Origin of the sequence: Brevibacillus brevis, from assembly GCF_001039275.2 — a bacterium.
Classification (GTDB): Bacteria; Bacillota; Bacilli; order Brevibacillales; family Brevibacillaceae; genus Brevibacillus; species Brevibacillus brevis_C.
This window is the reverse complement of record NZ_CP030117.1, coordinates 4,807,383-4,827,672: the sequence shown is the minus strand read 5'-3', so window position 1 is coordinate 4,827,672 and position 20,290 is coordinate 4,807,383. Positions and strand designations below refer to the sequence as shown.

Genomic DNA, 20,290 nt, shown 5'->3' with positions numbered 1-20,290 from the left:
AAACAGGGGGAATCACCAATGAAAAAACGTGCAAAATGGTCCGGGATTTTGTTGTCTACTGTTCTGATGGGCTCGTTGTTGCTCTCTGCTTGTGGATCTCAGGAAAGTGCACCGGCAGCAGGTGGACAAGCTTCTGGAGACGGTGGAAAGAAAGATTTTACGTACGCGATGAGTGGCGTGTACAAGCCGTTTAGCTTCAAGGAAAACGGGCAACTGACTGGTTTTGACGTAGAGATCGGACAAGCGCTGGCAGAAAAAATGGGCATGAACGCAGTGCCGATCACCAATCCATTCGAAACGATCATCCCTGGTCTGGACGCGAAAAAATACGACGCTGTCATTGGGAGCTTGACTGTCACACCTGAACGTCAAAAAGCTGTTCTGTTCACCAATCCATACTACCGTTCCGGTTCGCAAATTTTCGTGCAAGAGGGCAATACAACGATCAAGAGCAAAGAGGATTTGAAAGGCAAGAAAATCGGCGTCGTGAAAGCATCCAACTACTTGGATTGGGCGAAAAAACTGACCGATGAAGACAAAATCACTCAATATGATAGCGATATCACCGCTTTGCTCGACCTGCCGACAGGACGTCTCGATGCAGTGATTACCGACCAGGTAGTTGGCTTGCGTTTCATTAAAGAAGGCGGCGGAAAAGTGATTGATGTAGGCGAACCGCTCAGCTTTGACGAGCAAGCGATTGCTGTGCGCTTGGGTGACCAGGAGGCAGTGGAACGGATCAACAAGGCGCTGGACGAAATCGTTAAAGACGGCACCTATGAAAAGATCAGCCAAAAATGGTTTGGCCGCAATATCCTGCAAAAACAGTAAGTGGGCAACGGGGTGTCCGTGATGGACGCCCCCCTTTTTAACGCTTCATGTGAGGAGGATTGAACGTGATTATTGATATTTTCCTATCCAGTTATCCCCTTTTTCTAAAAGCGACATGGCTCACGGTTCAGTTGACGGCAGTTGCCCTCATGCTCGGTTGTGTGGTAGGTCTTGTCATTGCCTTTTTCCGGATATCCGATTCCAAAGCATTGAACTACATCGCGCACACCTACATTACCGTCATTCGCGGAACGCCTTTGATTGTGCAAATTTGTATTCTGTACTTCGGCTTGGCGAATATGGTCACGCTATCGCAGTTTTGGGCAGGGGCCATCGCGCTGGCAGTTCATAACGGTGCGTATATTGCGGAAATCTTCCGAGGCTCTATCCAGTCCATCGACCGCGGGCAAATGGAGGCGTCCAGGTCACTGGGTATGTCGTACCCGTTGGCAATGCGCCGAATCATTTTGCCACAGGCGTTCCGTCGGGCGATCCCATCGCTTGGCAATCAATTTATTATCGGGTTGAAGGATTCATCGCTGGTCGCCTACGTAGGGATGCAGGATTTATGGGGAACTGGTCTCGGTGAAGCAGCTTCCAACTACAAGCAGCTGGAGACGTACATGGTCGTCGGTTTGTACTATCTCGTGCTGATCATGATCTTCTCGTATTTCGTGAACAAGCTGGAAGCAAGGCTTGCCAAAGGAGAAGCCCCCAATAAACAAGCGAAAGATAACACGAGTGTGGCAGCGTAACTTTTTGTCATGGAGGACGAAAGAAGGATGGTTCAATCAGTCGAACGGGCGATGAAAATTATTCGGGTACTGATTTCAGACGAAAAACATGCTTGGCCGATTTCGGAGCTGGCGAGCGCAACGGGTCTACCAATCAGTACGCTCCACCGTTTTCTCGAATCCATGATCCAGTTCGGATTGGTTGAGCAGGACCCAGTCACCAAGCATTACAAGCCGGGATATACATGGATGGAAATCGGTTTTATCCTGCATGAAAAGCTGAACCTGCGGGCTGTAGCGAGACCTTTCATGGAGGAGCTGGCGAATGAAGTCGAGGAGAGTATCTTCCTCAACGTATTGGCGGGGGCAGATTCGATGCCGATCGAAAAAGTAGAAAGTCCACTGAAAATACGCATAGACGAGAACCTGGGGGAGCGGATTCCTCTCACAATCGGCGCCCCTAGCAAAATCATTCTCGCGTATTTAAAGCAGGATGCGATTACAAAAGTCGTTTCCGCCCAGCTTGCGCCAGACAAGCAGCCGTCATTTTTGGAGCAGTTGAGTGAAGCCAAGAAAAGTGGCTATGCGATCAGCTACGAGGAGAAGACGGAAGGCACCATGGCTGTTGCTGCTCCCATCATCGGCTACGGAAATCAACTCGTCGGAGCGATCTCGATCAACGCCCCGTGCTTTCGGGTGACAGAAGATCGATTGCCCCTACTCATCGAAAAAGTGAAACGCCAAGCTACGACGATTTCGGCAAGAATCGGCGGAGCATGAGCAAACCCTCCATTCCAGCATCTGTTGGTGGAGGGTTTGCTTTTTTTAATAGGAACCATTGGATCTTTCAATTTTTTCACCTCGAAAAACTGTGTTAGTGTGAAAGAAACAGTGGGGAGGGAAGACAGACATGTTTCCATTTCGCGTGATAAATCAGGAAACCACGGAAGATGTGCTGGATATGGCCAGCGTGATTGAAGTGGTCGAGCAAGCCTATCAAATGAAATCAAGTCAGCAGGCGACGTTGTTTCCCCTCATTTTTCATGAGTTCGTAGAGGGTAGAGCCGACATGGATATTAAATCAGGTCATTTGCCCCAAGCCGATATATTTGGACTCAAGCTCGTCTCGTGGTTCGGTGACAATGACAAGAAAGGCCTGCCACAATTAGTGGGTACGGTGATGGTATTGGACAGCCAAACTGGGGTACCCCAGGGGATTTTGAGTGGAGAGCATATTACTTGCATGCGTACGGGAGCGGCTGGTGGAATCGGTGCAAAGTATTTGGCACGTCCCGAATCGGAGAACCTGCTCATTGTCGGGACGGGACACCAGGCTCCTTTTCAAATCATGGCGACACTGATGACGATGACAGAGATCAAGCGGGTGTATATTTGCAATCCGCGATCACCAGAAAAGGCGCAAAGCTTTGTCGCCAAAATCAAAGAGAACCTCTTGATCAGATTTGTCTCCAAATATGCAGGAGAAGAATACGAGTGTTATGCCAAGCGTTGTGACGTGCAGTTTATTGCCGTGGACAACCTCGAAGAAGCGACTAGACAAGCAGATATTATCATCACGGCAACCTCTTCACGTGAACCGATGATCCAAGCGGAGTGGGTGAAGCCAGGGACACATATTACCTGCATAGGGGCAGACATGGAAGGTAAACAGGAAATCGATGAACGGCTTTTTGCAAAAGCGCGCGTCTTCGTTGATGATGTAGGACAGGCTGTACGTGTGGGAGAGACGAAGGTAGCTGTAAAAAAGGGCCTGATAACAGAACGCGATATCGCAGCAGAGATCGGATATGTCATCCCTGGTCATGCCCGAGGACGACAACATGCAGAAGAAATCACGATTTTTGACAGCACCGGGATCGCGTTTCAGGATTTACTGACAGCTGCACACATTTTGAGTGTGGCGGATAAGCGCGGTGTAGGTACGATCGTTGATCTGTAAGGATGAAAGGACAGGATAAGGAGAGGAACGACGATGAGAATTGCACCTTTTAAAGTAGAAGAATGGATGAACGCCTACGAGATGGAGGCTGTTTACAATATTGCGGAAACATGCGTCGATTCGCTGACCGTAGAAGAGTTGATTCGCCTTTCCGATGAGCCGGAAGATTTTTTCCGCGAGATGGCCCAGAAGAAGCTGACGTACGGGCATATCGAGGGTTCGCCGGAATTCCGCAGCCTCGTCGCGAGTATGTATCAAACGATGAAGCCGGAGAACATTTTGGCGATGAACGGGGCGATCGGAGCGAATTTTCTCACCTTGTTCTCGCTCGTTGCGCCTGGTGACGAAGTAATTACAGTCCATCCGACGTATCAGCAAATTTATTCGGTACCGGAGTCGTTCGGAGCGCAGGTCAAGCTGCTCAGACTTTTGCCGGAAAATGATTTTCTGCCTGATCTGGATGAGTTGCGCTCGCTTGTTACAGACAAGACCAAGCTGATCTGTATCAACAATCCGAACAATCCATCTGGAGCTTTGATGGGTGAAGGATTGCTGCGAGAAATCGTAGAGATTGCCCGCTCCGTTGGTGCCTACCTGCTGTGTGACGAGGTGTATCGAAATTTGCATCAAGACCCGGAGGTTGTGGTGCCATCTATCGTGGACTTGTACGAAAAAGGGATTGCGACAAGCAGCATGTCCAAAGTGTTTTCATTGGCGGGCTTGCGCCTGGGATGGATTGCAGCACCTCAGGATGTGATCAAGAGCTGCTTTACGCACCGCGATTACACCACCATAAGCTGCGGGATGCTGGATGACATGCTGGCTGTCCATGCACTGAAAAACCGCGAAAAGATCATGGAACGCAACCTGAAGATCGTGCGGGACAACCTGCAAATTCTCGATGAGTGGGTAGCAAAGGAGCCGTTGGTCTCTTACGTCAAGCCGCAGGCAGGAACAACCGCGATGCTCAAGTACGAGCTGGATATCCCTTCGGAAACGTTTTGCATGGACCTGTTTAAAACGACAGGGGCGTTTTTGACACCAGGCAGTTGCTTCGACATGGAAGGCTGGTTACGCATCGGGTACGCCTGCTCGACAGAAGTGCTTCAAACAGGTTTATCAAAAGTATCGGAGTTTTTGGAGTCGCGCAAATAAGGGATAAAGTAGGAGACTTCGGTGGAAGAAAAGAGACACCTTATCCTGGTGTTCGGGCATTCTGGCAAAAAGGTACTGACGATCGTGAGCGACAGTAATGTAGATGCTCGCAAGCTGGCGGAGATTATAGGGAAGCACGTATAGGGTATCGGTTGAACATAGAGCCACTCTCGGCTACACTTTTTCTAACAGAGGTTGTTCAAAAAGCTGACTTTTTGAACACGCACTTACACGAAGAATGGGTGTCGTTCGGTGAGGGAGTGGTTAATCAATCATGGAGTTACGTAATCTGAAGACATTTCAGGTCGTTGCCGAGCATCTGAACTTGACGAAAGCTGCTGAGCAACTCGGATACAGCCAGCCTACGATTACACTCCAGATTCAAGCATTGGAGCGGGAGCTGGGCCATCCTTTGCTCAATCGGGTAGGCAAGCGCACGTTTTTGACACCGGCCGGAAAAATAGTGAAACAGCATACGGATCAGCTTTTCTACGTGCTCCAGCACATGGCGGAGGGACTTAATTACTTAGACATGCCTGTAGGACCGCTGGTCGTGGCGGCCCCGGAGTTTTATTGCATCCAATACATGCCCCAAATTCTGAAAGCATATGTGGAGACACATCCACAGGTTAATCTGCAGGTGATTTCATGCACCAGTCAGGAGACTTTGAAAAAAATCCAAGCCCACGAGGCGGATATTGGCATCATTGCGGGCACCACCTCGCAACCAGGTATTCATTCCAGTGTCGTGGACTTAGAACAATTCACTTTGATTGCTTCTCCTGATTTGATGAAGGACAAAACACTGGCAGATGCACTCGTGACCTTTCCTTTTTTGTCCTATCAGGAGGGATGCAATCTCGATGAATTTATTACCCAATGCCTGTTGGAGTTAAACTACATCCCACCCTCTGTCATTAAATGTAGCAGCGAAGAAACGATCAAACGGTCAGTCCTGAATCAAACAGGGATAGCCCTGCTCAGTAAGGTTCTCGTGGAAAAGGAGCTTCAAAAAGGAGAACTAATCGAGCTGTACAGCTTTTCCAAGAAAGCAGAAACATCGCTGGTCTGTCTGGGTCGCCGAAGAGAAGAACCCGCAATCCAGACCTTTATGGAGCTCGTCAAAGACGTCTGGTTATCCGTAAGAGAAGAGTAGTCATGACAAGGGGTTCTCTAAGAAGTCCCTTAAAAGTAAGGAAGCTGGGAAAGAAGGTTTCGTTTTTCCCAGCTTCTTTTTCGTTTTTATTGTCTGAGTCTGACGTTTATACAATTTGAATGTGGGGCAAATTGTCACATGGAAACAATATTTTCTTCTTGCACCTCTAGAGCGAGGATTGTTTGCGTGATATAATCTTGATTTCTTTCATTTTTGTGTGTAACGGCAATGATATTGTAAAATGACAGAAGGTAAGAGAAATAGGAGATGACAACAAATGAGTAAGCAAGTAAACGAAACCGAACTCGTTTCGCATGTAGCTACGAAAACAAAAGTAGACCCGGAAAAAATCAAGATCGTACTCAAGCATGAGCAAGCGTACATGAACAGTGCGAAGACGGATGCAAAAGGTGATGTTGACGTTGATTTTGATGATCTCGTAGATTACGTCATGAGTAAGTCAGATGTAAAGCTGGATGAGATCACTGTCGAGAAGATCCTGGATGTAGAGATGGAATACTTGATTAAAAAAGGAATCGCTGGATACATAGACGAATAGAGGACGTCTGATTGTCAGGAAAAGAAGAGTAGTGTTCCAAGCACATTCCCCTGTAGAGGGTGATGTGCTTTTTTATATATCTGAATGACAGTGGCTGCGGTGGGGAGAAGAATATTTCCAGTCTAGGCTCCAGGCTCCGTCCCGCTGAGGGTTGAGACTGTCCGCTCCGAAGGGATTCGCGGGGAAACGCAAAAGTGGTAGCCGCTACCTAGCCCAGGCACGTTGCGTTTCTTTTGCCCGCGAATCCCTTCTCCGCTCGGTAGGACTCCACAAGTCGCTACGTCTGGAAATATTCTTCTCTGTCGTGACGGAGTACAATCTTCAATCTTTTAATGCTTTTAAACCCTGTTTAGACACGGAAAGCTCGTAGAGGAAACAGGAGAAATAAGCGAAGATCTTTGGTACACCGACCGAGACGGAATGCAAAAAGCGAAACACGCTCTTAAGCGTCCACCTCTGAAACACATCCTGAATGGACCACTTTGGACGCGGTTTCGCTTTTTGCATGGAGGCGGGCAGTGAATCCCACAGCGGGTGGGACAAGAATCTGAGCGTTTTCTTCTGTTTCCTCCCCAGCACTACAGCGTGACGACAGCGTTTTTTAGTATTATTTAACAATGGGTATATACACTAAAAAATCCAAAAAATATCTGAAAGACAAATGTAAATTGTTTGACTATTGATGGTCGCCGTGTCTATAATTTGGTTATCTTTGTTAGTAATGTTAACTAACTGTGTGGCGGTGATCGATGAAGCGTGCAAGCTCCCAAAAAAACAGGTAATAGCAAACTCGTGAAAAAACTGAATAAAGAAGAAGTACTGCAGCAGGTCGTCTTGCACGGGCAAATTTCCCGCGCGGATATATCCAAACAGACACAGCTCAGCCGTCCATGTGTTTCCGCACTCGTAGATGAAATGATCCAGGAAGGACTCCTGCAAGAAGTAGGAATGGGCGATTCCAAAGGCGGCCGCAAGCCGATTTTGTTGGAGTACAACTACCAGGCCTACGCCATTGCCGGCGCGATTTTTGAAGGATCTACCCTGGACATGGCCATCGCAGATATGAAAGGTGAGTTCTTGGCTCGCTATCGAAAACGGCTGGCACAACCAGCGAATGGTGAAACCGTCATCGAAGATTTGGCCGCTGGACTTGATCGTTTGTTGCGTGAAAGCGGCATCCCGCGAGAGCGCCTGCTCGGAATGGGCGTCGGTTTGCAAGGGGTCACACAGCGTGGCAGTGGAACCGTCAGCTTTTCACCCAGCACAGGCTGGATGGGTTCACCGATTCAGCAGACCATCGAAGCGCGACTCGGACTGCCCGTCATTATCGACAATGACGTGAATATGATGACACTGGGCGAGTACGTCCGTGGAGCAGGGGTCGGCCATACCAACGTCGTCTACATGTACGTAGGAACGGGGATTGGGGCCGGGATCATTTTGGATGGACAGTTTTATCGGGGGAGTCGTGAGGCAGCAGGAGAAATCGGCTTCATGATGATCGGCCCGGTACATAATCGCCCGAATGGCGCGTCAGGGGTGTTTGAGACGCATTATTCGATTCCGGGCATCCAAGAGCAGGCTAAGGGATTTCTCTCTGACCTTCAGGAAGGGTCGAGTGTCATAGAAGAGCTGATCCGGCACGCCAAACAAAATGCAGATGCAAAGGAGCTTCTTGCAGATGTGTATCGACATTGGGCGTACGGAATGGCGAACATCATCAGTATTTTGAACCCGGAAATATTGATCCTGAGCGGGGAGATGGTCCACGTCGATGGTGAAGGGGTGAAGCAAATTCACGAATGGCTGAGAGAATGGGTGCCCGAGGTACCTAATCTCGAAAAAGCGAGTCTGGGGGAACGAGCTGGTTTGATTGGTGCTGTCCACAGTGTTTTGGAAGCGTTTCCTTTCACACGACTGCTTGACAAAGAGTGAGAAGAACAAGAGGGGGAGTTCGTTTTGAAGAAGACAACTAGCAAGCTGAAAACATGGATGAAGGGCGTATTTGTCAGCTCCTTGGCTCTGACTGTGGCTGCGTGCGGCACTGGAGGACAGGAAGCAAAGCCTGCCGACAACAGCGCAGGCGGCCAATCGGGTACGGCTGCTCAACCTGCTGATTCATCGGGTGACCCACAAAGACTGGTGATTTACACCGGACGGGACAAAAACATTTTTGAAATCGTATTGCCAAAATTCAAAGAAAAGTACCCGAACATTGAAGTGGAAACACTTGAAATGGGTGCGCAACAAATTTTGGAGCGCGTTCGTGCAGAGAAAGCGAACCCGCAGGCTGACTTCTGGTGGGGCGGTACCCAATCTGCTCTAGCGACAGCAGCCAATGAAGATCTGCTTGAGCCTTACAAGCCGACTTTTGCAGACAAGGTTCCGGATTTGTACAAAGATCCGCAAGATCGCTGGTACGGCGAAATGCTTTTGCCAGAGGTTATCATGTACAACTCGCAGGTGCTGAAGCCAGAAGAAGCACCGCAAGATTGGGATGAATTGATCGATCCGAAATTCAAAGACAAGATCGTGATCCGAAACGTACTGCCGTCCGGCACGATGCGTACCATTTATTCCGCAATGATCTTCCGTCAAGGGGCGGATACTCCTGAAAAAGGTTTTGAATGGCTGACCAAGCTCGATGCCAATACAAAAGAGTACACGCAAGACCCGACAAACCTGTATCTGAAGCTGGATCGTCAAGAGGGGGTCATCTCCCTGTGGAATCTCCAAGACGTTCTGATCCAAAGCAAAAAGAACAACCATCCGTATGACTTCATTTATCCGAAGAGCGGGGCACCGATTCTGGTAGATGGCGTGGCTCTGGTAAAAGGCGCGAAAAACCTGGACGCAGCGAAAAAGTTCATGGAATTCTTGATGAGTCCTGAAATAGCTGCCCAATTGGCGAAAGAGCGCTTCCAGTTCCCATCTCGTACAGACATCAGCAAGGACGAATTGCCAGACTTCATGAAAAATCTCGAGCTGAAGCCGATGGAACTCGATTGGGCTGTCATGGCTGAAAAAGAAAAAGAGTGGATGCAGCATTGGGATGAGAACATCAAGGGGAAAGGCAAGAAGTAAGGAAGGGTTTTTTAAAAGCAGCTAGGCGGGAAGGAGTTGTCCTTTCCGTCTAGTCACATATAGAAGTTGTTTTTATACGGACGCAGCTTGAAATGACTTGCGATGAAGGAGGAAACACAACCCGATGAGCAGCGTAACACTTGATCACGTTCACAAAAGGTTTGGCCAAGCAAAAGGGGTCGAAGATGTTCACATTCATATCGAATCAGGAGAGTTTTTTACTTTTCTCGGTCCGAGTGGCTGCGGCAAAACGACTACCCTGCGCATGATTGCCGGCTTTTATTATCCAACGGAAGGCCATATCCGCTTTGGATCACAGGAGGTCACATCTCTTCCTCCCCATAAACGCAATACCGGGATGGTATTTCAAAACTACGCGTTGTTCCCGCACATGACTGTTTTTGAAAATATCGCGTTTGGCTTGCAGGTTCGGAAAGTCAACAAAACCGATGCAAAAGAGCGTGTAGAACGGATCATGAAGCTGGTCCGTCTGGAAGGCTATGGCGAACGCCGTATTGATCAGCTTTCTGGGGGACAACAGCAACGGGTAGCACTGGCACGGGCGCTGGTCATCGAGCCGCAGATTCTGCTGTTGGATGAGCCGCTGTCCAATCTGGATGCGAAGCTTCGAGAAGAGACGCGCTTCGAGATCAAGAGACTCCAGTTGGAGCTGGGGATTACGACGATTTACGTTACACACGATCAGGCAGAAGCGATGTCGATGTCAGACCGGATTATGGTCATGCAGAGCGGAGAAGTGCAGCAGATCGGAACACCGCATGAGATTTACCATCGTCCTGTAAACCGTTTTGTCGCGTCTTTTATCGGCGAGACGAATCTGTGGGAAGGGACAGTTACAGGGTTTGACGGCGATGAAGTGCTGGTTCGCACGGCTTCTGGACAAATGCTAAGCGGATTTAAGGAAAATGCCTCTCCACGTGCACAGTTGTCAGTTGGGGAGAAAGTAACCATGTCCATTCGTCCTGAATCCGTTCTGGAGAGTACAGGAAATGAAGGACAAAATGTAGTGACAGGCTCTGTTGTTATGTCTGAATTTACAGGGGCGTGTGTCAATTACGTCACGGAAGTAGGAACGGAGAGCTTGCGCAGCATGTCCATCAACCTGGGACGACCGATTAAACAGCGCGGCGATGCCATCGGCCTACATATACCGAAAGAGAGCATTTATTTTGCCGGATAAGGGGGAAGAAGCTTTTGAGAGCAGAGTTGCAGCAAGCGCCGACAGCAGCCAGACGAAAGTCCATCACCGCTTCACCCGCCTTCGTCTACGTGCTGGTATCGCCACTCTTTTTAATATTGTTGGCTTATGTCATTTATCCATTGTTCGAAACGTTCGTTGCGAGTATCAAAATCGATGAAGAAATTACGTGGAAAAACTACATTCGCTTCTTCAGTCTGGAGCATACCGCTAACCTGGAAGCGTTGTGGAACAGTATCTACATATCGGTTCTGAGTGTTGTTACGTGCGGAATTGTTGGTGTCGCGATGGCGTTTTTATTGGAACGCTATGATTTTCCTGGACGAAAAATACTTTCAGTGCTGGCTTTGGTTCCGATGGCATTGCCTCCACTCATTGGCGTTCTCTCGTTTACCTTTTTGTACGGAGAGAGCGGAATCATTCCACGGGCGATCAAAGAGCTGTTCGGGCTTGCCCAGGTTCCTTTCTCGTTAAAAGGAATTTGGGGTGTGGTCGTCGTTCATACGTTTACGATGTACACCTATTTCTTCATGACAGCAACGGCAGCAATCAAGGGACTCGACCCTTCCTTGGAAGAGGCGGCAGCCAGTCTTGGAGCGAATCGCTTTACCGTTTGGCGGCGCATTATTTTGCCGATGCTCACGCCAGCCATGGTCGCGTCTTCTCTGTTGGTTTTCATGATTTCGATGGCTTCTTATACGGCACCGCTCATTTTCGGCATTGACCGGACGATGACGATGCAAATCTATCTGTCTCGCACCAATGGAGATTTGGACATGGCTGCGACACAGTCTACGATTCTTTCAATTGTTTCTGTGGCTTTTCTTTTGATCATGCGTTGGTACCAAGGCGCGCGCAACTACCAGAACTTGAGCAAAGGGGTCAGCGTGCATCGTACCGAGATTAAGAGCAAAGCGGGACGCTATACCACGATTGTGCTGTCTTTTATCGGTACAGTCATTCTGATGCTGCCAATTCTCGTATTGGTACTCATCTCCTTCTCGGTGGATGGTACCTGGACGGTGCAAATATTACCTCCGGAGTATACCCTATCGCATTACATGGATTTGTTCACGGATAGCAAGACATGGCGTCCGATTCTGAACAGCTTGCAGTTGTCTGCTATCGCGGTAATCGGGATCGTCATTTTCGGTGTAGCTGCGGCATATGCCATGGTTCGCCTCAAGTTTCGCGGGAAAACGCTTCTGGATGTGTTGATCATGCTGCCATGGGCATTGCCAGGGACAGTTGTGGCGATCAACCTGATTGCAGCGTTCAGTGAGCCGAATGCATTCAGCTTTGGTCAGGTTTTGATCGGAACATTCTGGATTATCCCGTTGGCGTATTTTGTCCGACATCTGCCACTTGTGTTTCGCTCTACCAATGCGACTTTGATGCAGATGGACCCATCTGTCGAGGAGGCTGCGCGGAATCTGGGTGCTTCCTGGTGGTACAGTTTCAGACGTGTCGTGTTCCCGATGGCTTGGGGTGGAATTCTCGCAGGTACGCTTTTGGCATTCGTTCAGTGTATCGGGGAGTTCGTAGCTTCGATTCTGATTTTTACGCCGAAGACGACGCCATTGTCTGTCGCGGTATTCCAACGCATGTACAGTAATGAATTCGGCACCGCTTGCGCCTATGGTGTCTTGCAAATCGTGGTCATCATCATCGTGTTGTTCATCTCCAGAAAATTGACCGGAGATAAAGCGGGAACTGCCGTGTAAAGCTGGATGCCATCGTGAAAAAGGGGGATCTTCACGTGGATGTCAGTGAATCGATGGACAAGAAATCACCGATGGTACAGCCGACCAAATTGCCCTGCCCGCCTATTCCCGCATCTGCTCGCACCATGCAGGGGGAACACGGACTGCTCGATCTGTGGAAAGCGATTAAGCCGCTCGCTACCATTGCCAGTGCCATGAACACAGGTGCCCATCCGGACGATGAGCACAGTGCCATGCTCGCTTACTTAGCGCTGGGGAGAGGTGTGTATACCACGAGTGTGATCGCGACGAGAGGGGAAGGCGGCCAAAACGAAATCGGCTGCGAGCAAGGCACTGCGCTTGGGATTATCCGCACGCGCGAGCTGGAAGAAGCCTCATCTCTTAGCAATGTGACGCTTGGCATCTTAAGCGAAGAGCTGGATGATCCCATTCACGATTTCGGGTTCTCCAAATGCGCCGAAGAAACCTTCCGCAAATGGGGCGAAGAGGTCGTGTACGAGCGGTTGATTCGAAAAATCAGAGAGCTGCGTCCCGATGTCGTCATTGCTTGCTTTGAAAATGAACCGACGACACACGGACATCACCGGGCGATTACGTTACTGACACAGCGAGCTTTCCACGAAGCAGCCGATCCACAGATCTTCCCGGAACATAGGCAAGCTGGACTTTTGCCGTGGCAAATGAAAAAGCTGTATTTGCCTATTATGGACAACGATGATTATCACGTCGCTGTACCCGTAGGGGAATACGACCAAATCTACGGGTCATCCTATGTTCAGCTTGGTGAGCGATCGAGGTTTATGCATAAGACACAGGGGATGGGGGTTCATTACGACGAAGGCCCGACCTACAATTACTACCGCTTGGATGCATCTGTTACTCCGGCACCGGAAAAAGAGCGCGACTTTTTTTCCGGACTTCCCGTCAGTTTTGCTGATCTGGCGCAGAACATCGCTGCAAAAGGCGGGCAAGAACTCGCGGAAGTGCTTCACCGTATGCACGATGCGGCTACAGATGTATTGAATGCCTACCCGCGTTTTGCTGAGGTGGCACAAAGGGTTCACCGCATGAAGGCTTTGCTTGCGACTGCACAACAAGAAGTAGGCAAGGCTCCACTCGATCAAGACACAAAGATTGATTTATTGTATCGGCTAGGACTCAAGGAAGCGCAGCTAAACCGTGCCAGTGCGGAGGCTCTGTCTTTGGTCGTGAAAATCAAGCCGGAGACAGGCGAGTGGGTGGCAGGCCAGACGACAACGGTTACCGTAACGGCTTACAACGGCGGCTCGCTTGAGGTTGAGCATGTGCAACTGCGTATGCGTGTCCCCGCTGGATGGACGGCGAAACCGCTCACGCCAACGGCTTTTCCACGACTTGCTTACAATCAGACGGTGTGCACCGTATTTGAGGTATCGATTCCGGCCCAGACAGAGCTGTTCCATCCATACAAGACTCCTGTGCTCGATGTCGAGGTGCTCTATTTCGCCTTCGATACAGCCAGTACGATTCGCGTGGAACCGGATAGTCGTGTAGCTGTGCTTCCGCCGTATGCCGTGACGCTTACTCCGTCAGATGTGGTGCGAAACACGCTGCATACGGATGAGACGATCCCGGTTAAGGTAACACTGAAACAGTACCGTCCGGGAAGCTCTACAGCCAAGGTCGCTCTCGTTGTCCCGGAAGGCTGGACAGCGGAGCCAGCCTTTGTCGATGTGCCGTTTTCTTTCCGCAGCGAAACGAAAACAATCGCGTTTACTGTTCATACCACACCGCAGGTGACGAATGGCAAATATCAGATCAGCGCTACGGTCGCGGGGACAGACGGTGTGACAGAGATTGCGCAAGATGTGCAGGTCATTGAATACCCGCATGTCGGCCGCACGTATTTCATCCGGCCCGCTACGCTGACTGTTCAAGCCTTTGACCTGGCCATCCCGAAAAATCAACGGATCGGCTACGTATCCAGCGGCTTTGACAATATGGATAAATACTTGCGCGCGGTTGGGGTGAATTGCCTCAATCTCGACGCAAACGAAATACAGTCGGGCGATTTGTCCCGGTACGACACGATTGTTCTCGGCATTCGCGCATACGGATTCCGCCGCGAATTAATCGAGAGCAACCAGCGTCTTTTGCACTATGTAGAAAACGGCGGAAATCTCGTCGTTCAATACCACAAGCCGGAGGACAAATGGAAACCGCACTTGGCACCATACCCTATTTTTATCGGCGAATCGTTGATCGATTGGCGGGTGACCAATGAGCAATCAGACGTCCGTATGCTGGCCCCTGACCATCCGATGTTTCAGGAGCCAAACGTGATTACCCAAGCAGACTGGGATGGATGGGTGCAGGAGCGCTCCATCTACAATCCTTCTCGCTGGGGAAGCGAGTATACCGAGCTGATTGCGACTAGTGATCCGGGAGAACCGGAGTTCCGCGGCATTTTTCTCACGGCGCACTATGGAAAAGGGACGTACACCTACAGCTCGCTTGCCTGGTTCCGCGAGATTCCACAGCTAGTCCCTGGTGCTTTTCGCTTGTTCGTCAACATGATCAGTCAGAAGCAGTAATGCCCCATCCACTCCGGGCCTACCGTGGGTCGATCCATGGCTACATCAATGACATGCAAACGTACAGACCGCCATGATTGATATAGACATCAATCTGAAAATGGAATGGAGGAACGTTCATTGAGTAAGGGGAAACTTGCCAAGCTGTACACGATTACGACTGCTGCGGTGCTAGCCACAAGTCTGATTATGCCGGTAGCACCCGAGACCGCCCATGCAGACCGCGGGGGTGTCGACCTGTGGAAAGCCATCAAGCCGCTCACCACGATTGCCAGTGCGATGAACACCGGAGCACATCCGGACGATGAGCACAGTTCGATGCTCGCGTATTTGTCGCTTGGCAAAGGGGTGGACACATCCAGTGTCATTGCGAACCGAGGCGAGGGAGGACAGAACGAGATAGGCAGCGAGCTGGGTAATGCGCTGGGGATCATTCGTACCCGCGAATTGCAGGAAGCTTCCAAAATCACGAACATCCATCTGGAGAACCTCAGTGAAAAGATCGATGACCCTATTTTTGACTTCGGCTTTTCCAAAAGCCCGGATGAAACCTTGCAAAAATGGGGAGAGGATGTCGCGTACGAAAAGCTCATCCGCCGTATCCGGACACTGAGACCCGATGTCGTGATTCCCGCATTTTTGAACGAACCTTCGACTCACGGTCATCATCGCGCGATTAATGTCATTACGGTGCGGGCATTCAAGGATGCCGCAGATCCAAACGTTTTTCCACAGCATGCAAAAGAAGGCTTGGCTCCTTGGCAGGTGAAGAAGCTGTATCTGCCTGCAAAGGAACAGGATTACTCGGTCAAGGTGCCTGTTGGCGACTATGACGAAATTTATGGTGCCTCTTACGTCCAACTCGGCGAAGAATCCCGTTTCATGCACAAGAGCCAGGGGATGGGACGCCACTATGACGAAGGGCCAAGCTTCAATTATTACAAGCTCGATCAAGCCATCGTAGAGACAAAAGACAAGGAAGCAGACTTTTTTGAGGGAATTTCCTATTCGTTTGACGATTTAGCCAAGGAAGTGGCCAGCCAGTCTGGCGGGGAAAAAGTCGCGGGTGAACTGAAAAAGCTGCAAAAGGATGCCGCAGAGGTCATTGCTGCATACCCAAGCTTTGCCTCAGTAGCCAAGGAAGCGCATGAAATGCTGGCGGATGTGGAAAAAGCGACGGCAGTAGTCGAAGCGTCCTCCCTGCCAACTGACACGAAAACAGACTTGCGCCATCGGTTGGGAGTGAAGAAATCCCAACTGAACAAGGCGAGTGCAGAAGCGCTCTCGCTCGTAACCAAAGTAAAGCCTGAGACAACTGAGCTGGTAGCAGGCCAAACAACGAAAGTAACGGTCACGGCTTACAACGGCGGCCAAGCAAAAGTCGGGAAGCTCAATCTCGCGCTGAATGTACCAAAAGGCTGGCAAGCCAAGCCACAATCGACCACCAGCTTCTCATCGCTCGGCTACAATCAGACAGTAAAAACGACATTTGATGTCACAGTACCTTCTGATGCTGCTCTGTTCCAACCGTATGCCGCTTTCGCCATTACGGCAGACGTCAGCTACAGCTTTGCAGGCTCGACGGCGAATAGCCATGTGACACCAGCAGATGCCATTGCAGTTCTTCCATCTTTTTCTATGGTGCTGAGTCCAAATGCGACGGTTTTGAATACGCAGAAGCCAGAGGAGCCAATCCCGGTCAAGGTTACGGTGAAAAACTACAATCCAGGTGCAGCGAAAACCAACATCTCTCTCGACGTACCAAAAGGCTGGAGTGTAGAACCACAAGCAGCACCGCTCGCCTTTGGGGCCAAGGGAGAAACAAAGTCGGTTGCCTTTACGGTCAAAGCAAATGCTTCGGTCCAACCGGATAAGTATACGGTGACAGCAGTAGCGTCTGGCAGTGGTAAAGAGAGCCGACACGGGGCCCAGGTCATCCGTTACCCGCATATCGGTACGACTTACTTTGTCCAACCAGCGACGCTTGCCATCCAGGCTTTTGACCTGAAGATGCCGGAAGGATTGAAGGTCGGTTACGTATCCAGTGGCTTTGACAATATCGATCAGTATTTGTCCCAATTGGGAGTCGATGTGACCAATCTGTCGGCAAAAGACATCGAGTCTGGTGATCTGGATCAATACGATACGATCGTGCTGGGTATTCGTGCTTATGGTTTCCGACCTGAGCTGATTCCTTCGAATGCACGCTTGCTGAAATACGTGGAAAACGGCGGAAATCTGGTCGTGCAATACCACAAGCCAGAGGATAAATGGAAGCCCGAGCTGGCACCTTATCCGATCAAAATCGGTGCTCCGCTAATTCAATGGCGTGTCACAGACGAAAACTCCAAAGTAACAGTACTGGCGCCTGATCATGCTTTGTTCCATTCGCCAAACAAAATCACGGAGGAAGATTGGGACAACTGGATTCAGGATCGTTCCGCTTATAATCCATCCGAGTGGGGCAAGGAATACACAGAGCTCATCTCCAATGGAGACGAAGGCGAGAAGGAATTTACAGGTACGTACCTCACTACCAAGTATGGAAAAGGAACATATACCTACAGCTCGCTCGTATGGTATCGCGAAATTCCATCACTCGTACCGGGTGCGATCCGATTGTTTGTCAACATGATCAGCCCACAGCAGTAAACATAATAGAAGGGAAGGCGATCGTTCGGCGGTCGCCCCCCTCCTAAAAGAAGATCAGACGCAAAAATAGAAGCAGCATACGAACGGGTAGGGAAGGAGATGCAAGAAAGATGAATTACAGAGAGCGAATTTTTCAACAGGAGGGAGCCAGTTTCCCTGGCAAGACATACGTGGAGGCAGTCTTGGAGCCTGCATTCAATGAAGCGAAGCAGCATCTGCTGCATCCGATGATGGCGATCAACAAGGCGCATTTGATCATGCTTCGTGAACAAGAATTGCTCACAGACGATGAGGCCAAAAGAATTGCTGGTGCACTGTGTGGGATCGAAATGGAAGAGCTGCGCCAATCGCATTACACCGGACAGTTTGAAGATTTGTTCTTTCAGGTAGAGAGCCGTTTACTGGAACTGGCTCCTGATGTGGCAGGAAATCTGCATCTGGCTCGCAGCCGCAACGACATGGGGATTACCATATACCGCATGGTGCTGCGTGAAAAACTGTTGGTAACCTTGGCTTCTGCCCTCTATCTGAAAGAGCATTTGCTCCTCTTTGCAAATGAGCATGTGGATACGATCATGATTGGCTACACACATACACAGCAGGCACAGCCGACGACAATGGCGCATTACATCATGGCGGCTACTGACATGCTCAGCCGTGATATCAAGCGACTGATCCAGGCCTATCACACAGTCAATCGCTCACCAATGGGAGCAGCAGCCTTGACGACTTCTGGCTTTGCGATCAGCCGGGAGCGGATGCGCGAATTGCTCGGATTTGATGAGCTGGTGGAAAATTCCTATGATGCAGTCTGCGGCGCAGATTATTTGGGGGAAGTAGCGACAGCCGTTCAATTGGCAGCGATTAATTTGGGGCGTACGGTTCAAGATATGCTGCTGTGGTGCACACAAGAGTTCGCGGGGTTAAAAGTCGCGAGTCCATACGTGCAGATCAGCTCCATCATGCCGCAAAAGCGCAATCCGGTTTCCTTTGAGCATATGCGCTCTCTGTTGTCCAGTGCAGCAGGAAATGCGACGACAGTGCTTTCGATGATGCACAATACCCCTTTTGGCGATATCGTGGATACCGAGGATGACATGCAGCCATACGCGTGGCGGAGCATGGGAGTACTCGAGCAGATGTATCGTTTGATGGCGAGTGTTGTGGGTACGATGGAAGTGAACAAGGACGTCCTTTTGGAGCGGGCAAAGGGTAGCTTTGCAACCGTCACGGAGCTGGCGGATACATTGGTGCGCACGGATCAACTTTCGTTCCGCAAATCGCATCACATCGTGAGTCGTGTGGTAAAAGAAGCGATGAGCGAGCAGCTCGCTGCGAACCAAATCAGCTTGGAGCTGGTAAACCGTGCAGCCGTGGAAGTAATCGGGCGGGAGCTGTCGCTCACAGCAGAAGAGCTCAGACTGGCGCTTGACCCGGTTCATTTCGTAATGATCCGCAAGCTACCTGGTGGCCCCAATCCGGAAGAAATGAAGCGTATGATCGCCGTTCGTCAAACAGTTCTCCAGCAGGAAACAGAATGGTTGGCACAGAAAAAGCAGGCGATTGCCAATGTGATGAAAGGGCTTGATCAGATGACAGCCGAATGGAGTGTGGGGTAATGGCAGTGGTGCGAATACCTCTTCTGGCAGTGGACGGAGGGGGCACCAAGTGTCTGGCGGTACTGGTGGACCGCTCCAGAAATGAAATCGGTGCAGGACGCTCCGGTTCATGCAATTATCAAGGGATCGGGGAGGAAGCGGCAGCTCGTGAGTTGGTTGTAGCAATCAGCCAAGCTCTGGACGATGCGATCGCTCGTCAAACAGTTCCCCCCTTTATGAGCGGCACTCCGACGCTGGATGGACCAATCGAATGGGAAATCGAGTGCGCGGTGTTCGGGATCGCTGGCCTGGACACAGAGTATGATCGTCAGGTGATCTCGCGGATGGTGAGCAAGGTGCTGCACCAGCTCGGTATTCGCGTCCAGCAGTTGATTGTGGAAAACGACGGGTTTGCGGCATTGCTCGGTGCGACCGGAGGCAAACCCGGCATTCTGGTCATCGCAGGCACAGGCTCCATTGCTTTTGGTGTAAACGATGAACAGGAAACGGCGCGAGCAGGAGGCTGGGGGCATCGGGTTGGTGACGAGGGCAGCGGCTACTGGATCGGCAAGCAAGCGATTATGGCGGTATTAAAAGCAGCGGATGGCCGCGGTGAGCCGACCGTATTGAAGGAGCTGCTCCTCCCGCACGTTGGACTGGGACGCGTAGATGAATTGTTTAACTGGACGTACAGTGAGCATTATTCTGTAGAGAAGGTAGGAGAGCTGTCGCCGTTGGTCAGTCGAGCGGCACTTGACGGAGACAAGGTGGCAGCAGCTATTTTGCAGGTCGCAGGCGAAGAGCTTTTCGATGCTGCTCGGGCTGTCATAGATACGTTGCAAATGAAAGCCAAGCCGTTTCAGATGATCATGCAGGGAGGTGTTTTGCAAAACGATGATCGCGTGCGAGAGATAGTCGTAGAGCGCGTCCGAGAGTATGCTGCGCAGGTCGTCATCGAAAATGCGAAAAACGATCCGATTTACGGTGTCATAGCAAAAGGATTGGCTTATTTAGAACGCCAATCGAGCGGCAAGTGAGGTGCCAG

16 protein-coding genes are annotated in these 20,290 nt (G+C 50.4%); all 16 read left to right on the top strand.

The annotated features are described in order from the left end of the window. The first annotated feature begins 18 nt into the window (after positions 1–18). The 16 genes from AB432_RS23310 to AB432_RS23235 all read left to right on the top strand — a co-directional run bounded on the left by AB432_RS23310 (position 19) and on the right by AB432_RS23235 (position 20,282). Positions 19–831: an ABC transporter substrate-binding protein gene (locus tag AB432_RS23310; RefSeq protein WP_048034306.1), complete on the top strand. Its 813-nt coding sequence runs from the start codon at positions 19–21 to the stop codon at positions 829–831. 65 nt (positions 832–896) lie between these two features. Next, on the top strand, positions 897–1,586 hold the full coding sequence (locus AB432_RS23305; protein WP_048034305.1) for an amino acid ABC transporter permease: 690 nt from the start codon (positions 897–899) through the stop codon (positions 1,584–1,586). Positions 1,587–1,613: 27 nt separating this feature from the next. After that, positions 1,614–2,345, top strand: a complete 732-nt coding sequence (locus tag AB432_RS23300; RefSeq protein ID WP_048034304.1) for an IclR family transcriptional regulator — start codon at positions 1,614–1,616, stop codon at positions 2,343–2,345. Between the two features lie 130 nt (positions 2,346–2,475). Next, complete coding sequence (locus AB432_RS23295; RefSeq protein ID WP_048034303.1) at positions 2,476–3,525, top strand: ornithine cyclodeaminase family protein; 1,050 nt, start codon at positions 2,476–2,478, stop codon at positions 3,523–3,525. 33 nt (positions 3,526–3,558) lie between these two features. Further along, entirely contained in the window at positions 3,559–4,680 is a 1,122-nt protein-coding gene (locus AB432_RS23290; protein ID WP_048034302.1) for an aminotransferase, read from the top strand. 21 nt (positions 4,681–4,701) lie between these two features. After that, positions 4,702–4,824, top strand: a complete 123-nt coding sequence (locus tag AB432_RS31365; RefSeq protein WP_256434961.1) for a hypothetical protein — start codon at positions 4,702–4,704, stop codon at positions 4,822–4,824. 130 nt (positions 4,825–4,954) lie between these two features. Further along, positions 4,955–5,836, top strand: coding sequence for a LysR family transcriptional regulator (locus tag AB432_RS23285; protein ID WP_048034301.1), 882 nt, complete (start codon positions 4,955–4,957; stop codon positions 5,834–5,836). A gap of 277 nt (positions 5,837–6,113) precedes the next feature. Continuing rightward, complete coding sequence (locus AB432_RS23280; protein ID WP_048034300.1) at positions 6,114–6,395, top strand: hypothetical protein; 282 nt, start codon at positions 6,114–6,116, stop codon at positions 6,393–6,395. A 756-nt stretch (positions 6,396–7,151) separates the two neighbouring features. Beyond that, positions 7,152–8,330, top strand: coding sequence for an ROK family protein (locus AB432_RS23270; protein ID WP_048034299.1), 1,179 nt, complete (start codon positions 7,152–7,154; stop codon positions 8,328–8,330). A gap of 24 nt (positions 8,331–8,354) precedes the next feature. After that, entirely contained in the window at positions 8,355–9,479 is a 1,125-nt protein-coding gene (locus AB432_RS23265; RefSeq protein WP_048034298.1) for an extracellular solute-binding protein, read from the top strand. 124 nt (positions 9,480–9,603) lie between these two features. Continuing rightward, complete coding sequence (locus AB432_RS23260) at positions 9,604–10,680, top strand: ABC transporter ATP-binding protein (protein WP_048034297.1); 1,077 nt, start codon at positions 9,604–9,606, stop codon at positions 10,678–10,680. 14 nt (positions 10,681–10,694) lie between these two features. Next, positions 10,695–12,422 (top strand): ABC transporter permease, encoded by a 1,728-nt coding sequence (locus tag AB432_RS23255; RefSeq protein ID WP_048034296.1) that lies wholly within the window; start codon positions 10,695–10,697, stop codon positions 12,420–12,422. A 53-nt stretch (positions 12,423–12,475) separates the two neighbouring features. Continuing rightward, a complete protein-coding gene (locus tag AB432_RS23250) occupies positions 12,476–14,995 on the top strand; it encodes an NEW3 domain-containing protein (RefSeq protein WP_048035936.1) in 2,520 nt (839 codons plus the stop codon). A gap of 120 nt (positions 14,996–15,115) precedes the next feature. Then, positions 15,116–17,647, top strand: a complete 2,532-nt coding sequence (locus AB432_RS23245) for an NEW3 domain-containing protein (protein WP_082195985.1) — start codon at positions 15,116–15,118, stop codon at positions 17,645–17,647. A gap of 110 nt (positions 17,648–17,757) precedes the next feature. Continuing rightward, positions 17,758–19,266 carry an argininosuccinate lyase gene (gene argH / locus AB432_RS23240; protein ID WP_048034294.1) on the top strand — a complete coding sequence of 503 codons (1,509 nt, stop codon included), beginning with the start codon at positions 17,758–17,760 and terminating at the stop codon, positions 19,264–19,266. Next, entirely contained in the window at positions 19,266–20,282 is a 1,017-nt protein-coding gene (locus AB432_RS23235) for an N-acetylglucosamine kinase (protein WP_048034293.1), read from the top strand. The genes argH and AB432_RS23235 overlap by 1 nt, the downstream gene beginning before the upstream one ends. Positions 20,283–20,290 lie beyond the last annotated feature (8 nt).

Coding starts and splice junctions, on each gene's coding strand:
- AB432_RS23310 (WP_048034306.1), top strand. CDS start 19: ATGAAAAAACGTGCAAAATGGTCCGGGATTTTGTTGTCTACTGTTCTG.
- AB432_RS23280 (WP_048034300.1), top strand. CDS start 6,114: ATGAGTAAGCAAGTAAACGAAACCGAACTCGTTTCGCATGTAGCTACG.
- argH (WP_048034294.1), top strand. CDS start 17,758: ATGAATTACAGAGAGCGAATTTTTCAACAGGAGGGAGCCAGTTTCCCT.
- AB432_RS23260 (WP_048034297.1), top strand. CDS start 9,604: ATGAGCAGCGTAACACTTGATCACGTTCACAAAAGGTTTGGCCAAGCA.
- AB432_RS23285 (WP_048034301.1), top strand. CDS start 4,955: ATGGAGTTACGTAATCTGAAGACATTTCAGGTCGTTGCCGAGCATCTG.
- AB432_RS23290 (WP_048034302.1), top strand. CDS start 3,559: ATGAGAATTGCACCTTTTAAAGTAGAAGAATGGATGAACGCCTACGAG.
- AB432_RS23250 (WP_048035936.1), top strand. CDS start 12,476: ATGGACAAGAAATCACCGATGGTACAGCCGACCAAATTGCCCTGCCCG.
- AB432_RS23295 (WP_048034303.1), top strand. CDS start 2,476: ATGTTTCCATTTCGCGTGATAAATCAGGAAACCACGGAAGATGTGCTG.
- AB432_RS23300 (WP_048034304.1), top strand. CDS start 1,614: ATGGTTCAATCAGTCGAACGGGCGATGAAAATTATTCGGGTACTGATT.
- AB432_RS23235 (WP_048034293.1), top strand. CDS start 19,266: ATGGCAGTGGTGCGAATACCTCTTCTGGCAGTGGACGGAGGGGGCACC.